Genomic DNA, 17,289 nt, shown 5'->3' with positions numbered 1-17,289 from the left:
ATACCCCATGATTATAGTTTCGTCATCACTATTCTTATGCGGAGTAACGACGATGACGCTCTTTTCAAACCAGCCCGGCGATGAAGGCTTACCCGGTCATGAACGCGCCCGTGTGATGGCCGCCGTCATGACCACCACGCTGATGGGCGTATTTGACGGCACCATGATCAACATCGCGCTGCCCTCCATGGCAAGGGCGATGCAGGTCCCCGCGAACGTTGCGGTGTGGTTTGCCAACGGTTATCTACTATCGGCGGCAATGACGCTGGCCATCTTCGCGGCGCTGGCGGCGCGCGTGGGCTTTCGACCGGTTTTTCTTGCCGGGCTTGCCACCTTTACGTTCACCTCGCTCGGCTGCGCGCTGGCGAAAACGCCCGACATGCTGATCGGGATGCGTATTCTGCAGGGCATCGGCGGTGCGGCTACCCTGAGTATCGCCCCGGCGATCCTGCGTTCCGTTTTTCCGGGTCGACTGCTTGGGCGCATTCTGGGGCTGCACGCCCTGCTTATCGCCGCCAGCACGGCAATTGCCCCCGTGCTGGGCGGGACGATACTGGACGCGCTGAGCTGGCAGTGGCTGTTCGCCATTAACCTTGTTCCGGGCAGTATTGCCCTGTTGCTGGCATGGCGGGCGTTGCCGCGCCAGTCGGACGTTGACGGCTCCCCCTTTGATGCGCCGGGCGCCGCGCTCTCCGCCGTGCTGTTAGGTTCTGCAATCATGCTGGCCGACAGCCTTCAGCACATAACGCAAGGCATTAACCCGGCAGCCGCTGGCTGGGGGCTTCTCACGCTGGTCAGCGCTATCGCCTTCGTCTGGCGTATTCGGTGCGCGCGCAGTCCCATACTGCCGCCCGTTATGTTCAGAAACGGACGCTTCACCCTCGCCGCCCTGACCTCGCTGGCCTCGTTTGTCAGCCAGGGCATCACCTTTGTCGCGCTGCCGTTCCTGTTTCAGAGCGTGTATGGCTTCAGCCCGGTGGTTTCGGCGCTGCTGTTCACCCCGTGGCCAATTGGCATTGTGCTGATCGCACCGCACGCGGGGCGCTGGGCAGATACCCTTTCCGCGCCGCTGATCTCGACTATCGGCCTGATGATTTTTGTCGGTGGGCTGGTCCTGCTGGCGACGTTGCCGGAAAATCCGTCCGTATGGAATATCTGCCTGCGCAGTCTGGTTTGCGGGATTGGGTTTGGCTGCTTCCAGAGCCCCAATAACCGGGAAATGCTCTCTAATGTGGCACGGGAATATGCCAGCTATGCCTCAGGGGTGTTGTCTATCGTCAGGACGTTCGGGCAATGTCTGGGGGCCGCCACCGTGGGGGTGCTGCTTGCGACGACCGGATCAGACCACGATCGGGCCGTGCATCTGGCATTGTGGATCGCCGTCATCGCCTCGACGGGATCGGTTTTGTTTAGCCTGAGCAGACTGCGCCCTGGGGTTCGGGCATCAGCGTAACGCTGTGCAGCGCCTCTCGGCGCTGCTTGTTTATAACAACTACGCTGTAGGACGTTCGTTCCACGCATCAGTGTACTGTATATTTCCGTCCAGAATTTTCCATGTGATTTTTGCATATCGTAAAGATACATTTTCCATGTGACCAGTACCGGGACAATCTCTTGTATCATGCATTATTGGAGTTATTGAAATGACTTTCACGCCTTCCATCAGGATGTTGAAGTATTCCACTTCCTGACCAGCATCATTGATGTGATAGAACTTTAATTCGGCACTTTGAAGCGTCTGACCTGTAGCCACTGCTTTGTATAGATAGGGTGAAGATGAGTCAATTGCCTTTGTTAAACTGAAGGCTGAATGTTGCCTTGTACCTGTAAGTTTACCTGTTGCCTCATCTGTTGGAATGCTCAGGTTATGGATCAGATCTCTAAGCTCTATGCTTCCTTCACGGTTTGCAACATCAGAACCACCACGGATCATTGCTCCGCCATCGTCTTTCAAAAAGAGGTGTACTGGTACAGCCATTTTTAAAACTCCTTATGTTAATTAATTTCTTATTCCATTGGCTATGAGATTAATTACAGGCATGATCGCTACACCATCGGCATAGAACAGATCAGAATTAGTGAATGAATAAACCTTGCCCGTGATTTTTACATTTACCGTGTTCCCATAAGCTGAAGCTGTGACATTGCTTGTATCGGCTTCCAGGAAGGGTGATCGTTCTTCAAGGGCTTTCATAATGTTCCCACTGTTGTCTTTATCTAAATAGAAGCGGTAAACATCCGACACCGTAGCGTCTCCATCATCATACTTAGTTATGTACAGTGTGACGGTATCAGAGAGTTTCTGTTTGCTGACAAAGCTATCGTGAGGAGATGCATTAAAATAGTATTGATATGTCAGAAACCCACAAACAACGAGCAACAGAATCGTTGTGAGTAAGCAATGGAGCCGTTTAATAACCGTATTTCTTTGCATATTCTATACCTTGCCTTATCCAAAACTGATCGTGTGGATCATCCCCATAAGGCGGTTTTTGATACCAGTGCCCCCATTTCTTTTTGGAGGTTTTAGCTCTTTCCTGCGCCCATCCAGCACCCATCAATAGCGTTTCTGATGGTATCCCGGCAGCATAGCCAGCCGAACCATAATTGAAGTTCCCAAAATTTGCTAACTCCGGGTGTCCTTGCTTGTAATCCCACGGTCCCTTATTTCTTACTTTTTGATAAAACCAAAGATAGGTTGTAGGGATAGCCATGTTTCTGCTCATACCATGCGCTCTTGCAATCCTCATGTTTGCCAACACAAGAGCGATTCCTTCTTTGGGTAACAAAGGTATAACAGCCATATTAACCACCTACTTCATGTGGGTATATGGCCGCATATCGTACACCTTTGCGATGGTAAAAAAGATATCTGTTTCCAGAGAAATGACGGAAAAATATCCGACTAAGGTATTAACCGCATTAAAAATCAAAAAAATTTAGGCGGCGCTACGCTTGCGCGGGCCTACAGGAATTGTGCATTTCACAATGTAGGGCAAATAAGCGCAGCGCCACCCGACAGGAAAGACGGCGTATTTGTTTATTCCAGCGCCAGTAGCGCAAAGCTCGCCAGCCAGTGCCCGCCGCTGTAGTGGCTGCCCACCACGTGCCCGACGCTTGCCGCCAGGTGTTTCGCCACGGCATCACGCAAGGCCTGCTGGGCCGGGTGGTTTACCGGAAGCGCCCTGGCGATATGCTTCATACACCAGGCGCGGCTGAGGTTTAACCCATCCAGGTGGGCAATTTTCGGGTCGGTACGGTCGCTCACTTCCGCCGGGTTCATCAGCGCCGCAATGGAGCCGAAATTCGGCAGAAACGCGTCAAACCAGGCCGGGAAATTCTCTACGACCTTGCTCATCAGCAGCGCTTCCGTCAGCGCACCAGAGATGTACTCATCGCCACCCGGCTCGTAATGGGCCGGGTAGCGCGTGTCGGCGAGATAAAACCGCTCCGCCGCCGTCACAATCGCCTGCTCAAGCGCGGTATCTTCCACGGCTCGGGCGTAGTCCAGCCCCAGCGCGAGGGCAAACGCCGTGTTGTAGTGCGTTCCGACGCGGATCGGATAGGTTAGCTTGCGGAGGTAATCCACCAGCCGGTTGCGAATATCCTGGGTGAGCGGCTCCAGCGTCTGGTACCAGCCTGCGGCCTGCGGCAGCGACGATTGTTTCAGCTCCTGGGCCAGCGCCAGCAGCCATCCGTAGCCATACGGCCGCTCAAACGAGGCGCGGAACGGCGCGGTGAAATAGGCCAGCTCCTTCGCCACATTCTCGTCGGTCAGATGCTCGTCGAAAAGCGCGACGATGTCATTCCGACACGGTAGATCAGGATAGAGGCGCACGCAGCGCAGCAGCAGCCAGTAGCCGTGCACCGCCGAGTGCCAGTCGAAACAGCCGTAGAAAATCGGGTGCAGCTCGCGAGGCGGCAGAACGTCACCGTCATCATTCAGCAGATGCATGATGTGGTTCGGGTATTCCTGGCGCAAATAGGTTAAAGGCATGCGGGCAAACGCGTCAGCCTGATGTTGCGTCAATTCCATAACAGCTCCTTAGCGAAACACGAGGAAATACATGAGGAACACGTTCACCACCAGCAGGGTTAACGCGGTCGGGATCTGGATCTTGATCACCTGATATTTGTCTTTCAGCTCCAGCAGCGCGGCGGGAACGATATTGAAGTTCGCGGCCATCGGCGTCATCAGCGTGCCGCAGTAGCCCGCGTACATGCCGATCGCCAGCAGCGGCGCCGGGTTGCCGTGATGCACGTTGATCAGGAACGGTAAGGCGATCCCCGCGCTCAGCACCGGGAAGGCCGCAAAGGCGTTCCCCATGATCATGGTAAACAGCGCCATCCCCACGCAGTAAATGACCACCAGCATGAAGCGGCTGTCCGGGTTCACGAACAGGCTCACCACCTTCTGCACCGAATCACCGGTATTGGCCGCCACGAACACGCCGCCGAGCATGGCCAGCATCTGCGGCAGGATCACCGCCCAGCCGATGGTATCGACAAGACGACGGGACTGGCGAATGGCGTGCAGCGGCGTGCCTTTGGTCAGCCACCAGCCGGTGAGGATCGCCGCGACGCAGGCCACGCACAGCGCCGCCAGAGTGAGCTGTTTCTGGTCGAGAAGGTAAACGCCGCCAATCGACACCCCCTTCAGGAACAGCGTCCCGATTACCGTCACCACCGGGATCATCAGCGCGGGCAGGAACAGCCAGTTTTTAAGGCGGTTTGACGAGGCAATGCGCTCCTCGTCGGAGGCCATTTTATAGTGGCCTTTCCCGACCAGGCCAAAACCCGCCAGCAGCGCGATTGCGATAACGCAACCGCCAACGATCCGGTATGCCAGCGATTTGCCCAGCTCCTGAACCATCAGGTCACCGAACAGGAAGATACCGCCGAATAAAAACCAAAACAGCGCGGTGGTAAAACGCTTCGGATTAGCGCGGTCGCGCAGGGTCATGACAACCAGCAGCATCACAACAAAACCGATCAGGTAATACACCCGATTAATGGTGATAAGCGTCATCATTGCGCGGCCCCCTGCGTACCCTGCTCTGCACGCCAGGCCATGACGTCGCGGCGGATGCTGGCATCCAGGCGCAGCAGGCGCGTCATATGAATAATCAATGCCGCAATGGCGGTAGGAATGGCCCACAGGCCGATGTGCAGCGGCTCGATCCCTTCGATCCCGTTTTCCTTCAGAAACGCGTCAATCAACAGCACCGCACCGAAGGCGATAAAGATATCTTCCCCAAAGAAGACCGCGATGTTGTCACACGCCGCGGCATGGGCCTTGATTTTGTCGCGAATGTGCTGCGGCAGTTCGCCGTATTCGTTCAGCGCTGCCCCTTCGGCCATCGGAGCCAGCAGCGGGCGTACCGTCTGGGCATGGCCGCCCAGCGACATCAGCCCCAGCGCGGCGGTGCCTTCACGCGCCACGAAGTAGAGCATCAGAATACGCGCCGAGGTGGCGCTGGCGATCTTCGCCACCCAGGCCTGGGCGCGCTCTTTAAGCCCATAATATTCCAGCAGACCAATTACCGGCAGGATCAGGATGAAGGTCGCCAGCGATCGGCTATTGACGAACTTCTCGCCAAAGGTCTCCAGCAGCATCCCGAAATCCATCCCGACCAGCAGGCCCGTCGCCAGACCCGCCACCACGACGACCAGCAGCGGGTTGAAGCGCAGTGCAAAACCAATGACCACGATCGGTATCCCGATCAGCGGCAACAGCGTAGTACCGTCCATAACGTTTACCCTATCGAAAGTGAGCGTTGCGCGCCGACGGCTATTTTTTTAATTTGCGGCGAGCGATGTTGTGTTTTTCGTCAGGCTTCACAAAACCTGCGCTAAAAAGCTATATCTGAACCTCAAAAACATGTAAACAAATTATCAATAAAATGTTCTTATTTTATCGACGAGTTTACATTTCTGGCTAAGGAACGTTATGACCTCGAAAAAGAGTGCTTCACCCGATTGCAACGATATCAACGATGGCCGGATCGTCTCCTCCCGCCATCTGGTGTCGGAGCGCTGCGCGGAACTGTCAGAGCTGGAGTACGCGCTGATCATGACCGGCAACGCGTTTAACAAGTGGATGGTGCGCTGCATGGCCGCAGCCGGAGAGCCGGATATGGGCGCTTTTGACGTCTCGCTGCTGCATCACGTGAACCACCGCGACCGCAAGAAAAAGCTGGCCGATATCTGCTTTGTTCTCAACGTGGAAGATACGCATGTAGTGACCTATGCCCTGAAAAAGCTGGTCAAAGCGGGCTACGTGACGAGCGAAAAAGCGGGTAAAGAGCTCTTTTTCTCCACCACGGAGGAAGGGAAAGCGTTGTGCATGAAGTACCGGGACGTGCGCGAAGCGTGTCTGATCGCCATTCATGCGGAGAGCGGCATTTCCGGGAAATCCATCGGCGAAACCGCGCAGCTGCTACGCGCGATCTCCTCCCTGTATGACACCGCCGCCCGCGCGGCGGCATCACTCTGAATTACGGACGTCTGAACAGGGTAATGCTGCGTCCGGCCAGTTCGTACTCTACGGTTTCGGTGAACGCTGTCCCGGCGGCAGCGTCATCCGCCGTAGAAAGCTCCAGCACCCATCCCCCTTCGCCAAACTGCGGGATCTGGAACGGCACGGTGCCTTCAAACGGATTGAACAGCATCAGCACGTCGTGCCAGATGCCGTCCTCCTGCTGAAGATCCGGCCTGCTGATGGAGACCCCGAGCGTTGAGCCTTCATCCCACTGCTCGGCCTGCTGCGGACCGCCTCCGGCATTGAACCAGCGGATCTCGAGCCCGTCGCGCCAGCTCTCACGACGCAGCAGCGGCTGCTGCGCGCGCAGGGCAATGAGCCGGCGGGTGAACTCGCGCAGCGCCGCGTCGTTTTCGGACAGCCCCTTCCAGTCGATCCATGAGATCTCGCTGTCCTGGCAGTAGCCGTTGTTGTTGCCCTTCTGCGTACGGCCAAACTCGTCCCCCGCCAGCAGCATCGGCGTACCGTGGGAGAAAAGCAGCGTGGTCAGGAAATTACGCTTCTGCCGTTCGCGGGTGGCGATAATGTCCGGGTTCTCCGTCGGCCCTTCTTCGCCATAGTTGTACGACCGGTTATCGTTATGCCCGTCGTTATTGTCCTCGCCGTTGTCGGCGTTGTGCTTCTCGTTGTACGACACCAGGTCATTCAGCGTAAAGCCGTCATGGGCGGTGATAAAGTTGACGCTGGCCCACGGGCGACGCCCGCGCAGGTCGTACAGATCCCCGGAGCCCAGCAAACGCGCGGCAAAGTCCGTCGAGACGTTGTCCCCCTTCCAGTACTCGCGCACGGTATCGCGGTATTTGTCGTTCCACTCTCCCCAGCCTGGCGGGAAGCCACCGACCTGATAGCCGCCGGGGCCAATATCCCAGGGCTCGCCAATCAGCTTGAGCTTAGAGAGCACCGGATCCTGGGTAACGGCGTCGAAAAAGCCCCCGCGCGGGTCGAACCCCTCAGGCTCGCGGCCCAGAATCGTCCCCAGGTCGAAACGAAAACCGTCAATGTGCATAGATTCGGCCCAGTAGCGCAAGGAATCCATCACCATCTGCAGCACGCGCGGGTGCGAGGTATTCACCGTGTTCCCCGTCCCGGTGTCGTTAATGTAATACCGGTGCTGGTCCGGCAGCGTGCGGTAGTAGCTGTAGTTATCAATGCCCTTGAATGAAAGCGTTGGCCCCAGCTCGTTACCTTCCGCCGTGTGGTTGTAGACCACGTCCAGAATCACCTCGATGCCCGCGTCATGATAGGCGCGCACCATGTCGCGAAATCCCTGGATCCCCGCCGGGCCATAGTAGCGCGACGCCGGAGCAAAAAAGCCGAGCGTGTTATAGCCCCAGAAGTTCTTCAGGCCACGGTCGAGCAGATGCTGGTCGTCCGGGAACCAGTGAACGGGTAGCAGCTCCACCGAGGTAATGCCGAGGCTTTTGATGTAGTCGACCGAGGCTTTGTGTCCCATCCCCTCGAACGTCCCGCGCAGCTCGGGCGGAATGGCCGGGTTCATCTGGGTGAAACCCTTCACGTGGCTCTCATAGACGACGGTATGCGGCCAGGGCACGTTTGGCCGGTTGTTGTCCTGCCAGTCGAAAGCGTTCGGGTCGATAACCTTGCATTTCGGCGTGAACGGCGCGCTGTCTCGCGTATCGAAGCTAAGATCCAGTTCGTCATGCCCCAGCTCATAGCCGAAATGGGCGTCGTTCCAGTCGATATCGCCCACCAGTTCACGGGCATACGGGTCAATAAGCAGCTTATGCGGGTTAAAGCGGTGACCGTTTTCCGGATCGTAGGGGCCGTAGACGCGATAGCCGTACAGCGCACCGGGTTTCAGGTCAGGCACATAGCCGTGCCAGACCTCATGGGTATACTCCGGCAGCTCCAGCCGGGCGATTTCTGTTTTCCCGGACGGGTCAAACAGACAGAGCTCCACCCGCTCCGCGTGCGCGGAGAACAGCGCGAAGTTAACGCCCTTCCCGTCATAATTCGCCCCCAACTGCTGGCCATGACCGGCCCGAATTTCAAACGTAGTTTCCTTTGCCATTTTCGTTCTCCACGATTATTCGCAGGTAAGCAGAACCAGTACACATCCCTTTTCTGACGTTAAATCCAGCGTCTCTTGCAGAATGCGGCTTTCACCGCTGAACAGATCCCGATAGCGCTTCCCGGCCAGTTCGTCGGGTATCGCTACCGTGGTATTGCCCCACAGCTGATGATTATCGGTGATGCCAAAAACCAGACGCGGCACGGCAACGATCAGCGCCTCCTCGTCTTTAACGCGCGCATAGACAATCAGGTTCTCCTCGCGCTCACCGGAAACCTTGAGCGGCAGCCAGTCGCCGTAGCGGAAAAGCGCGTCGTAATGCGGTCGAAGCCGCAGCAGCGTGGCGGTGACAAACTGCTTTACCCTGCCGTCCCGCCAGCACGCCGGGTGTTCAAACACTGAAGCATCCGCCGCGCTGAGGTTTTGCACCAGCGCGTTGAAGTCCGGCTCCCGCCGGTTATCCGGGTCGACGAGGCTAAAGTTGAGCGCCTCGCTGCCCTGATAGATATCCGGCACGCCGGGCGCCGTCAGCTTGATGACCGTCTGGCTGAGGCTGTTCATCAGCCCGGCGCGGATAAAGGGCTGCATCGCCTCGCTGAAATCGTGCAGGAACGGGGCGTTATCCGGGGAAAGCAGATGCCGCGCATAGCTCAGCACCACGCTCTCATAGCTCTCGTTGCTGTCGATCCAGTCGGTGCGCTGCTTCGCCTCGCGAAGCGCTTTCTCAAGGAAGCCGAGGAAACGCGTCTCCAGCGATGCAAGCCCTTCGGCATCGTCAGGCGACAGCGTGGCGGGCCAGACGCCCGCCAGCGCCTGATAGATCATCCAGGTATCGGCGGCGTTCGGCGCGGTGCCGTCGTTGAGAAAACGCACCTGGGTCTGGTTCATCTGCCGCCAGCGGGCGAGATTTTCTCCCCAGCGTTCCGGCGCCTCCGTCAGGGTGTAGAGCCGCGCCCGGGCGTCTTCTCCGCGCTTGGTATCGTGCGTGGAGGTGCCCAGCAGCGCGTCGGGCTGACGGGCGAGACGAATGCGCATCTCCTGGTGAAAGCGGGATAACGAGAACGCGCGCGGCGTCGGGTCAGCGCCCACTTCATTGAGCGCAAGCTCAAGGTTAAGACGGAAAAACAGCGTATCTTCCACCGACTTCGCCATCAGCGGCCCGGTCAGCTGCTGGAAGCGGGTTCTGAAAAGCGCGGCGCAGTCGCGGCAATCTTCCGGCAGATCGCCGGTAAGAATGCGCACAATCAGGCTGAGCGCCGCTTCCGACGTCTCCACGCTGGCGACTACGCGGTTAAGCAGCGCCACGTCAGGCGGGGTTAGTCCCTCGCGAGTGCCGTAGGTGCGGTACACCGGAAAAGCGATAAGCAACTCGCGCAGCGCGTGGCGGATCTCCTCGCGCGGCAGCGCAACGTCATTGCGGCGGGCCAGATCGTCCGCAAGGTTTAGCAGCGTGGTGAACTCGCCCTCAAAATTACGATCGGTCATCAGACCCTTGGCATCGCGCAGTTCGGCGTGGCGATCGACCGTGATGCCCAGCGTCTCGTCGTGGATTGTCTCCAGGCGCGAGAGGTTATCGTCGTCGACCAGCACCTCCGCCAGCGAGGCGATAAACTCGTAGCCGGTGGTGCCGGAAACCGGCCAGTCGGTGGGGAGCTGCTCTCCCTTCGCGAGAATTTTTTCGACCGTGATGTAACAGTCAGGTCCGGCTGCCTGCCGCAGCTTCTGCAAATAACCCAGCGGATCGGCCAGGCCGTCAATATGGTCAATGCGCAGGCCGTCAACCACGCCCGCGTGAACCAGCTCAAGAATGAGACGGTGCGTATCGTCGAAGACCGCCTCGTCTTCAACCCGTACGCCTACAAGACCGGTGATCTCGAAGAAGCGCCGCCATGAGAGCTGCTTCGGCGCTTCCCGCCAGGACATCAGCCGCCAGCTCTGCGCCTCATGCAGTTCGGCGATACTTTTATCCTCGCTGTACGTGCCCGGATTAAGCGGGTACGCCGTGTCGTAATAGACCAGAGAGGCTTTATTCGTGACAGGGTCACTTTTTAACGTAATGGCACCCTTCTCCAGCTCCGCCTCAAAGGTGTCGCCGAGAAACGGCAGCGTAAGCGGGCGCGACGCGTCGATATCGAAATAGCGGAAATAGCGGCTCCGCTGGCCGTATTCAATCACGTCCCGCCACCAGGCGTTTTCCAGCGAGGTGGACATATGGTTCGGGACAATATCCAGAATCAGCCCCATGCCGGCCTGCCTTAGCGCCGCGGCCATGCGGTCAAACCCTTCCTGACCGCCAATCGCGGGGTCAATTTCATTCGGGTTGGTCACGTCATAGCCGTGGGTGGAACCCGTTGTGGCGGTAAACACGGGCGAGGCGTAGAGGTGGCTGATGCCGAGGTCTTTCAGATACGGCACCAGCTCGACAGCGCGGTCAAACGTCATGCCGTTGCGGAACTGAATACGGTACGTGGCGGAAGGGATCATAACGATGCGTCTCCATCAGCAAAGCGAACGACAATACTGTTCGGCGGCAAAACGTCGTTTACCTCCGGCCAGGCGAAGCGCGTCTCCCCTGCGAGCGCGGGCACGTCGACAGGCTTAGGGCCGATATTGAGCGCCAGAGAGAGCGTCCCGGACGGGAAGCGCCAGCTCACCGCCACCATGCCGGGTGCGGTCTCGATCGCCTTGCCTTCAACGATGCCGCCCTGATGCAGAAGCGGAACGATATAGCGATGGCGCAACGTCAGCAGGTGGCGGGTGAAGCGCAGCCACGTTTTCCCTTCGTCGGTAGCAATCTTATGCCAGTCGAGCTTTGAGCGAACGAAGGTGTTAACGTCGTTCGGGTCCGGGACGGCTTCATCGTGCCCGGCGTGGCCGGTAAACTCTTTCGCGCGCCCTTCCCGCACCGCTTTTGCCAGGTCGCCGTGAAAATCGGTGAAGAACAGGAACGGATGCGTTTCACCGAACTCCTCGCCCATAAACAGCAGCGGGATATGGGGAGAGAGCAGCAGCGCGGCAAGCAGCACCCGCGTCCTGTCGGCCCCCGCGAGGGTGATGAGCCGCTCCCCCTGGGCGCGATTCCCGGTCTGATCGTGATTTTGAATGAAATCGACGAAGAACTGCGGCGGCTGGGTACGGCACTCCACCCCGCGAGATTCCCCGGTTTGCAGCGAAATCTCGCCCTGGTAGACAAACCCTTCCGCCAGCGCACGGGCGAACTTTTTCTCCGGCTCACACGCAAAATCCTGGTAGTAGGCGTGCGTTTCGCCGGTGGCAAACACGTGGGCAGCATTGTGGAAGTCATCATTCCACTCGGCGGTGAACAGCGGCGTGTTGCCCTGTTCATCGCGCGGATGCAGGAAAATCACGTTGCGGCTGTCTTCCGTGGTCAGGTGAACGTGACGGTGCGGGATCGCCTCGCGGATCTTCGCGGCAATCTCCTCCAGAATGTGCGTCCCGGAGCTGTCTTTAATCTGGTCGATGGCATCAAAGCGCAGGCCGTCCAGACGGTACTCCGTCAGCCAGTAGAGCGGTGCGTCGGTGATGTACTGCCTCACCGGCTCGCGCTCGTAAGCGATGCCGTTGCCCCACGGCGTCATTCGATCCGCATCAAAAAACGCGGGCGACAGCAGAGGGAGATAATTCCCCTCCGGGCCGAAGTGGTTGAGCACGATATCCAGCACCACGGAAAGCCCGAGCCCGTGCGCGGCGTCGATAAACGCGTGAAAATCCTCCGGCGTACCGTAGGCAGCGTGCGGGGCATACAGCAGCACGCCGTCGTAGCCCCAGCCGCGGGTTCCGCCAAACTGGGAAACGGGCATCACTTCAAGCTGGGTGATACCGAGCTCCGCCAGATAGGGCAGCTTGTCGATGGCCGCCCGGAAGGTGCCCTCCGGGGTAAAGGTGCCGACGTGCAGCTCGTAAATGACCGTCTCTTCCCACGGCCGCCCTGCCCAGTCCCGGTTAACCGGCTGATAGCGTCGGGGATTGATAACAACCGATGGCCCATTAACGTCGCCCTTTTGCGCGCGCGATGCCGGGTCGGGTACCGCCATGCCGTCCTGCAGGACAAACTGATACTCTGCACCGTGCATGACGCCGGGGACGTCCGCCTGAAACCAGCCGTTGCCGGTTGCCGTCATCGGCACGTCGGTGGCGGCCAGACGTAGCGTAAGTTCTTTCTGTCCTTCTGCCCAGACGCGAAAACGTACCACGTCATCGGAAATAAACTCAGCACCCCACTGCTTTTGAAATGTCCTGAATTCCATTCATTGTCCTCGAATGACCCACATTTTACGCGGAACGAAGTACAAGCTTAGTTCAGGATCACAAGTGCGTGAGATCAGCGGATTTAACCGCGTCGTCTATTCTTTATGAAATAACTCACTATCGGGAATACTATGCAGATTCGAAAAGGATTAAATACGGACCTCGTCCGTCTTGAATGTTGTGACTTTTCTTTCACCATTAGCCACATTGCGCGAGAGCCCTTTATCCATTGTGATTTGCATATTGAAGCCGTCGCCGAGCCCTGGATAAAAACCTACGAACTCGACATCCAAACGCTTGAAAACCATTGCGTTAATCCGGACGCCATATTTCTTGTTGCGGAAACCGATGACGGTGAATTAGCCGGATTTATTACCGCATCAATCGGCTGGAATAAATTTATTTCAGTGGATTATATTGCCGTTGATCGCACCAGACGCAGAACCGGCGCTGCGCAAAAATTAATGGCTGCCGCGCACGTGTGGGCCCGCAGCGTAAACGCGCCGGGATTACGGCTTGAAACACAAAATGTGAACGTCTCTGCCTGTCTGTTTTACCGTAACTACGGGTTCACCCTGGGCGGGTACGATCGGTATCTCTACAACGCCTTACCGGAAAAAGACGAGGTCGCCCTGTTCTGGTATTACATGCTGGTGTAGCGCCGCTGCCTTCATATTTCTGTCATTGAACTTCATTACGCTTTCGGGATTTTAACCACGGTGTTGAGGAAAGAAGTGTGAATTCAATGGCTAAGGCATTACTGCTGGCATTACCCGTTTTGAGTGCAGCGGCGACGGCCGCTGAGCGCGAGCTGTGTGAACCCAAAGCGTACGAAATGGCGCTGCGCTATCAGCAGAAATCGGCAGAGATTCTGGCCCTTCAGCTGCAGACGTATCGGTTTGCCACCGAGCGTTTCAACGAAAAATTAAAAGATCTGAAAACTCCTGAAAATTACGCCGTGGTGATGGACCTGGATGAAACGGTGCTGGATAACACCCCTCTGCTGGTGCGCGACATGGCGCAGTGTCACGACTATACGAAATGGGATACCTGGAGCGACTGGGAAAAACAGGGAAAACCCGGCTTAATTCCGGGAGCGAAGGCGTTTCTTGACCATGTGAATCAAAGCAAGGTCCGCATCTATTATGTTTCGGACCGTATGCAGGAAAACAAAGCCGACACGCTGAAGACGTTAAACGCTCTCGGCCTGCCGCAGGTGTCTGACGAAAGCGTGCTGCTGGATACGGTCAGCAAGGAAGAGCGCCGTCAGAGCATCCTCAAAAAGCAGCAGATCGTGATGCTGTTCGGCGACAGCCTGCCGGACTTCGCCGTACAGTTCAAAAACAAAAAACCGAGCGAGCAGCAGCGTGAGCTGGTTGAAGCCAGCGCCGAACACTTCGGCAACGACTGGATTGTGCTCCCAAATGCCGCTTATGGTGCCTGGTCCAGGACCACGCTGGATAGCTGGAACGCACCGCTGAAAAAATAACGCTTTACGGGCCGGGAAAGGCTTCACCACCACCCGGCTGTTGCGCTGTGCTATTTATCTCGTTTATAGGTCCTATCATTTCTGAGCAGGTTCTTATAATTTTACGGAGCAGTAAGATGAGCACTTTCAAAGGAGACTCGTATGCTTACCGTGAAAAAACTTGCTCTTTCCACGCTGATTTCCAGTTCATTGCTGTTCTACCCTGCGCTGCAGGCCTCGGCAGAAACGCCGCAGCACGTCGTTAAACAACCGGCGGGCGGTTACAGCGTGCAGGTCGGCGACGTTCTGGTTACGTCGTTTACGGACGGGACCGTTGCGCAGGATCTGCACAAGCTGCTGCGCCGGACAACGCCGCAAAACATTGATGCACTGCTCGCGAAAAACTTTCAGACCAACCCGGCGGAAGTGTCCATCAACGCCTTCCTGATTGCGATGCCCGGACACAAAATCCTGGTGGATACCGGTTCCGGCCAGCTCTTTGGCCCCGGCAACGGCGGACGTCTGATTGAGAGCCTCGCCACCCAGGGGATCAAACCCGAGGACATCACTGAAGTTCTCCTGACCCACGCCCACTCCGACCACGCGGGTGGCCTGGTGAAAGACGGCAAGCTGGTGTTCAGCAACTCGCGCGTTTACGTTGGCAAACCGGACATCGACTTTTTCTTTAACGACGACAATCAGAAGAAAACCGGCTACGGCAAGAACTACTTCGATGTCGCACAGAAGACCTTAAAACCCTATCTTGACGCGGGTAAAGTGGTGCCGTTTAGCGGCACATCGGAGATTCTTCCGGGGCTGACCGGCACGGTTCACCCCGGACACACGCCGGGATCGGCCTTCTACACGCTGACAAGTAAAGGCGAGAAGATCACCTTTGTCGGCGACATCATTCACGCAGCGGCGGTCCAGTTCCCGCAGCCTGCGGTGACCATCACCTACGATGAAGATGAGAACAAAGCGGCAAGCGTACGCGAGCATGCGTTCGCTGACTTTGTGAAAAATAAAGACCTTATTGCCGCGCCCCATCTGCCTTTCCCGGGCATCGGCTATGTGACGAAAGGTGAGAAAGGCGGCTATGCCTGGGTCCCTGTTACCTATACCAACCGGGACGCCAGCGGCGCGAAGTAGAGTGATGTCGCGTATATCTGACATGGACATCGACCTGCTCCTGGCGCTGGACGCCCTGCTTCAGGACAGGAACATCACTCATGCGGCCACGCGGCTGGGCATCAGCCAGCCCGCGCTGTCTGCCCGCCTGGCGCGTCTGCGCACGCTGTTTGGCGAGCCGCTGTTTATTCCCTCCCCACATGGACGTGGGGTATTACCCACGCCGAGAGCGGAGGCGTTGAGGCCACAAGTTGAAAGCGTGCTACGCGGCATCCGCGCGATGTTTGCCCCCACCGCGTTTGAGGCGCACACCAGCAGCCGGACATTTGTTATCGCGCTGCATGAAAACCCGGCGCTGATGCTCGGCACCGCGCTGCTTAACCAGGTGAGTACCGATGCCCCCGGCATCCGCCTGCGCTTCGCCCTGCCGGAGATGGTAGACCTGCCGCAGCAGCTGGAAAACGGTGATGTGGATATCTACATCGGCGTGAGCGCGGGCGCCCATGACGGATGGGTGAGGCGCAAACTTCTCGACGACGCGTTTGCCACCGCCCAGCGCAAAGCTCATCCGCGTGGAACAGGTCCGTTAGATTTGGAAAGCTACTGCGCGCTTTCCCATCTGGTGGTGTCGTCGGCGGGAGATCCCTTTACCGGATTTGTCGACCAAACCCTCGCCGGGCTGGGCTATCAGCGACACGTTGCCATGTCCACCCAGAGCTACGCTATGGCGCCTGCGCTGGTTGCCGGTACCGACCTGGTATGTACCCTGCCGGAACGGATGCTGAAGCAGTTTGCCAGCACGCTGGATATTTTCCCACCGCCGCTGCCGCTCCAGCCGATTACCATCAACATGTACTGGCACCCGAAAAACAGCCAGGATCCGGCGAACGCCTGGCTGCGCGGGCAGCTGCTGCGGGCTGCCGGACGTCAGGTGTGATCGAGCGTGACCAGAAACTTTTTAAGCACTTCTGAACGAATAATCCGGTGGCAAACCAGGGTGAGTTCGCTCCCCCGCAGCCGGTCGAGGATGTCCACGTAGACGACATTCTCAACGCTCACTGCCTTTGCCGACGCGGGCAGCAGCGCCAGCCCAAATCCGGCCGCAACAAGGCTTATCACCGTGGGCACGTCGGTCGCATTTTGCACCACGTCCGGCTGAAAGCCCGCCCCGCTGCAGGCGTCATAGAAGTACTGCTCCAGCCCCATTCCCTCCGGATCGCGCAGCGAGATCCATTTTTCGTCTTTCACCGACGAAAGCGTCAGCGCGGACGATCCGGCGAGCGGATGCTGACGAGAGAGTGCCAGCACCGTTTTCTCCGAGGTGAACGGCCGGCTTTGCAGATCGTCAGGCAGCGACGGCAGCGGCGCGCGGATGATGGCCACGTCCAGCTGGTTGCTCTGCACGGCGGCGTAGAGCGTCTGCACATTTCCCGTCATCAGGGACATGGTAATGGCCGGCCAGCGGCTGTGCATCTGGCGCAGCGCGGCGGGCAGCCTGCCGTCAAACATCGCACTCGACACGCACCCCAGGTTTAACTCCCCCTGCTCGCCCCGTGCCGTTTGTCTGGCATCCAGCACCGCCTGCTCGGTCAACGAGATGGCAAGCCGGGCTTTGACCAGAAACGCTTCGCCCGCGGGCGTCAGGGTTAAGCGGCGGTTCGCCCGGCTGAAAAGCGTGACGCCTAAACGTTCTTCCAGCGCCTTTATCTGCTGGCTCAGCGCCGGTTGGGCGATGTTCAGACGCTCGGCGGCCCGGTGCATGTGGAGCTCTTCGGCTACGACAATGAAGTGGCGCATCTGACGAAACTGCACGAGACGTCTCCTTGTATTGATATAAATTTACTTATCAAT

16 protein-coding genes are annotated in these 17,289 nt (G+C 57.8%); 6 read left to right on the top strand and 10 right to left on the bottom strand.

Going from position 1 to position 17,289, the window contains the following annotated elements; translation table 11 throughout:
* The first annotated feature begins 52 nt into the window (after nucleotides 1-52).
* Nucleotides 53-1,453, top strand: coding sequence for an MFS transporter (locus ACTJI7_RS00665; protein ID WP_440669490.1), 1,401 nt, complete (start codon nucleotides 53-55; stop codon nucleotides 1,451-1,453).
* A gap of 39 nt (nucleotides 1,454-1,492) precedes the next feature.
* On the opposite strand, the gene ACTJI7_RS00660 is transcribed toward ACTJI7_RS00665, so the two are convergent.
* The 6 genes from ACTJI7_RS00660 to ACTJI7_RS00635 all read right to left on the bottom strand — a co-directional run bounded on the left by ACTJI7_RS00660 (nucleotide 1,493) and on the right by ACTJI7_RS00635 (nucleotide 5,751).
* Nucleotides 1,493-1,978, bottom strand: a complete 486-nt coding sequence (locus ACTJI7_RS00660) for an Hcp family type VI secretion system effector (RefSeq protein WP_048999579.1) — start codon at nucleotides 1,976-1,978, stop codon at nucleotides 1,493-1,495.
* Nucleotides 1,979-1,999: 21 nt separating this feature from the next.
* A complete protein-coding gene (locus tag ACTJI7_RS00655) occupies nucleotides 2,000-2,434 on the bottom strand; it encodes a hypothetical protein (protein ID WP_048958788.1) in 435 nt (144 codons plus the stop codon).
* Nucleotides 2,412-2,804, bottom strand: coding sequence for a polymorphic toxin type 44 domain-containing protein (locus tag ACTJI7_RS00650; protein WP_032623152.1), 393 nt, complete (start codon nucleotides 2,802-2,804; stop codon nucleotides 2,412-2,414). Before ACTJI7_RS00650 ends, ACTJI7_RS00655 begins: the two co-directional genes overlap by 23 nt.
* A 236-nt stretch (nucleotides 2,805-3,040) precedes the next feature.
* Nucleotides 3,041-4,036, bottom strand: a complete 996-nt coding sequence (locus tag ACTJI7_RS00645; RefSeq protein ID WP_440669488.1) for a DUF2891 domain-containing protein — start codon at nucleotides 4,034-4,036, stop codon at nucleotides 3,041-3,043.
* 9 nt (nucleotides 4,037-4,045) lie between these two features.
* Entirely contained in the window at nucleotides 4,046-5,032 is a 987-nt protein-coding gene (locus ACTJI7_RS00640; RefSeq protein WP_041909955.1) for a DUF979 domain-containing protein, read from the bottom strand.
* On the bottom strand, nucleotides 5,029-5,751 hold the full coding sequence (locus tag ACTJI7_RS00635) for a DUF969 domain-containing protein (RefSeq protein WP_028013182.1): 723 nt from the start codon (nucleotides 5,749-5,751) through the stop codon (nucleotides 5,029-5,031). Before ACTJI7_RS00635 ends, ACTJI7_RS00640 begins: the two co-directional genes overlap by 4 nt.
* Nucleotides 5,752-5,950: 199 nt before the next feature.
* Here ACTJI7_RS00635 and ACTJI7_RS00630 point away from each other — a divergent pair, with 199 nt between their 5' ends.
* Nucleotides 5,951-6,496: a winged helix DNA-binding protein gene (locus ACTJI7_RS00630; protein WP_041909953.1), complete on the top strand. Its 546-nt coding sequence runs from the start codon at nucleotides 5,951-5,953 to the stop codon at nucleotides 6,494-6,496.
* A 1-nt stretch (nucleotide 6,497) separates the two neighbouring features.
* Here the strand turns inward: ACTJI7_RS00630 and glgX are convergent, their stop codons facing one another.
* The 3 genes from glgX to treZ are packed head-to-tail and all read right to left on the bottom strand — an operon-like array spanning nucleotide 6,498 to nucleotide 12,841.
* Nucleotides 6,498-8,573, bottom strand: coding sequence for a glycogen debranching protein GlgX (gene glgX, locus ACTJI7_RS00625; protein ID WP_028013184.1), 2,076 nt, complete (start codon nucleotides 8,571-8,573; stop codon nucleotides 6,498-6,500).
* A 15-nt stretch (nucleotides 8,574-8,588) separates the two neighbouring features.
* A complete protein-coding gene (treY, locus tag ACTJI7_RS00620) occupies nucleotides 8,589-11,057 on the bottom strand; it encodes a malto-oligosyltrehalose synthase (RefSeq protein ID WP_440669486.1) in 2,469 nt (822 codons plus the stop codon).
* A complete protein-coding gene (gene treZ / locus ACTJI7_RS00615) occupies nucleotides 11,054-12,841 on the bottom strand; it encodes a malto-oligosyltrehalose trehalohydrolase (protein WP_063154107.1) in 1,788 nt (595 codons plus the stop codon). The genes treY and treZ overlap by 4 nt, the downstream gene beginning before the upstream one ends.
* A 132-nt stretch (nucleotides 12,842-12,973) precedes the next feature.
* Here treZ and ACTJI7_RS00610 point away from each other — a divergent pair, with 132 nt between their 5' ends.
* The 4 genes from ACTJI7_RS00610 to ACTJI7_RS00595 all read left to right on the top strand — a co-directional run bounded on the left by ACTJI7_RS00610 (nucleotide 12,974) and on the right by ACTJI7_RS00595 (nucleotide 16,375).
* Nucleotides 12,974-13,501: a GNAT family N-acetyltransferase gene (locus tag ACTJI7_RS00610; protein ID WP_041909946.1), complete on the top strand. Its 528-nt coding sequence runs from the start codon at nucleotides 12,974-12,976 to the stop codon at nucleotides 13,499-13,501.
* An 86-nt stretch (nucleotides 13,502-13,587) separates the two neighbouring features.
* A complete protein-coding gene (locus tag ACTJI7_RS00605) occupies nucleotides 13,588-14,331 on the top strand; it encodes a 5'-nucleotidase, lipoprotein e(P4) family (protein ID WP_226859191.1) in 744 nt (247 codons plus the stop codon).
* A 141-nt stretch (nucleotides 14,332-14,472) separates the two neighbouring features.
* Nucleotides 14,473-15,459, top strand: a complete 987-nt coding sequence (locus ACTJI7_RS00600; RefSeq protein ID WP_063154111.1) for an MBL fold metallo-hydrolase — start codon at nucleotides 14,473-14,475, stop codon at nucleotides 15,457-15,459.
* A gap of 4 nt (nucleotides 15,460-15,463) precedes the next feature.
* The gene (locus ACTJI7_RS00595) at nucleotides 15,464-16,375 is read left to right on the top strand and encodes a LysR family transcriptional regulator (protein WP_047368576.1); all 912 of its coding nucleotides are present in this window, start codon (nucleotides 15,464-15,466) and stop codon (nucleotides 16,373-16,375) included.
* Here ACTJI7_RS00595 and ACTJI7_RS00590 read toward each other — a convergent pair.
* On the bottom strand, nucleotides 16,366-17,250 hold the full coding sequence (locus ACTJI7_RS00590; RefSeq protein ID WP_063154113.1) for a LysR substrate-binding domain-containing protein: 885 nt from the start codon (nucleotides 17,248-17,250) through the stop codon (nucleotides 16,366-16,368). The genes ACTJI7_RS00595 and ACTJI7_RS00590 overlap by 10 nt on opposite strands.
* Nucleotides 17,251-17,289 lie beyond the last annotated feature (39 nt).

The organism is Enterobacter sp. 22499, assembly GCF_052044815.1.
Classification (GTDB): domain Bacteria; phylum Pseudomonadota; class Gammaproteobacteria; order Enterobacterales; family Enterobacteriaceae; genus Enterobacter; species Enterobacter bugandensis.
The sequence above is the reverse complement of the archived record's forward strand: the minus strand, read 5'-3'. Positions and strand labels throughout refer to the sequence as shown.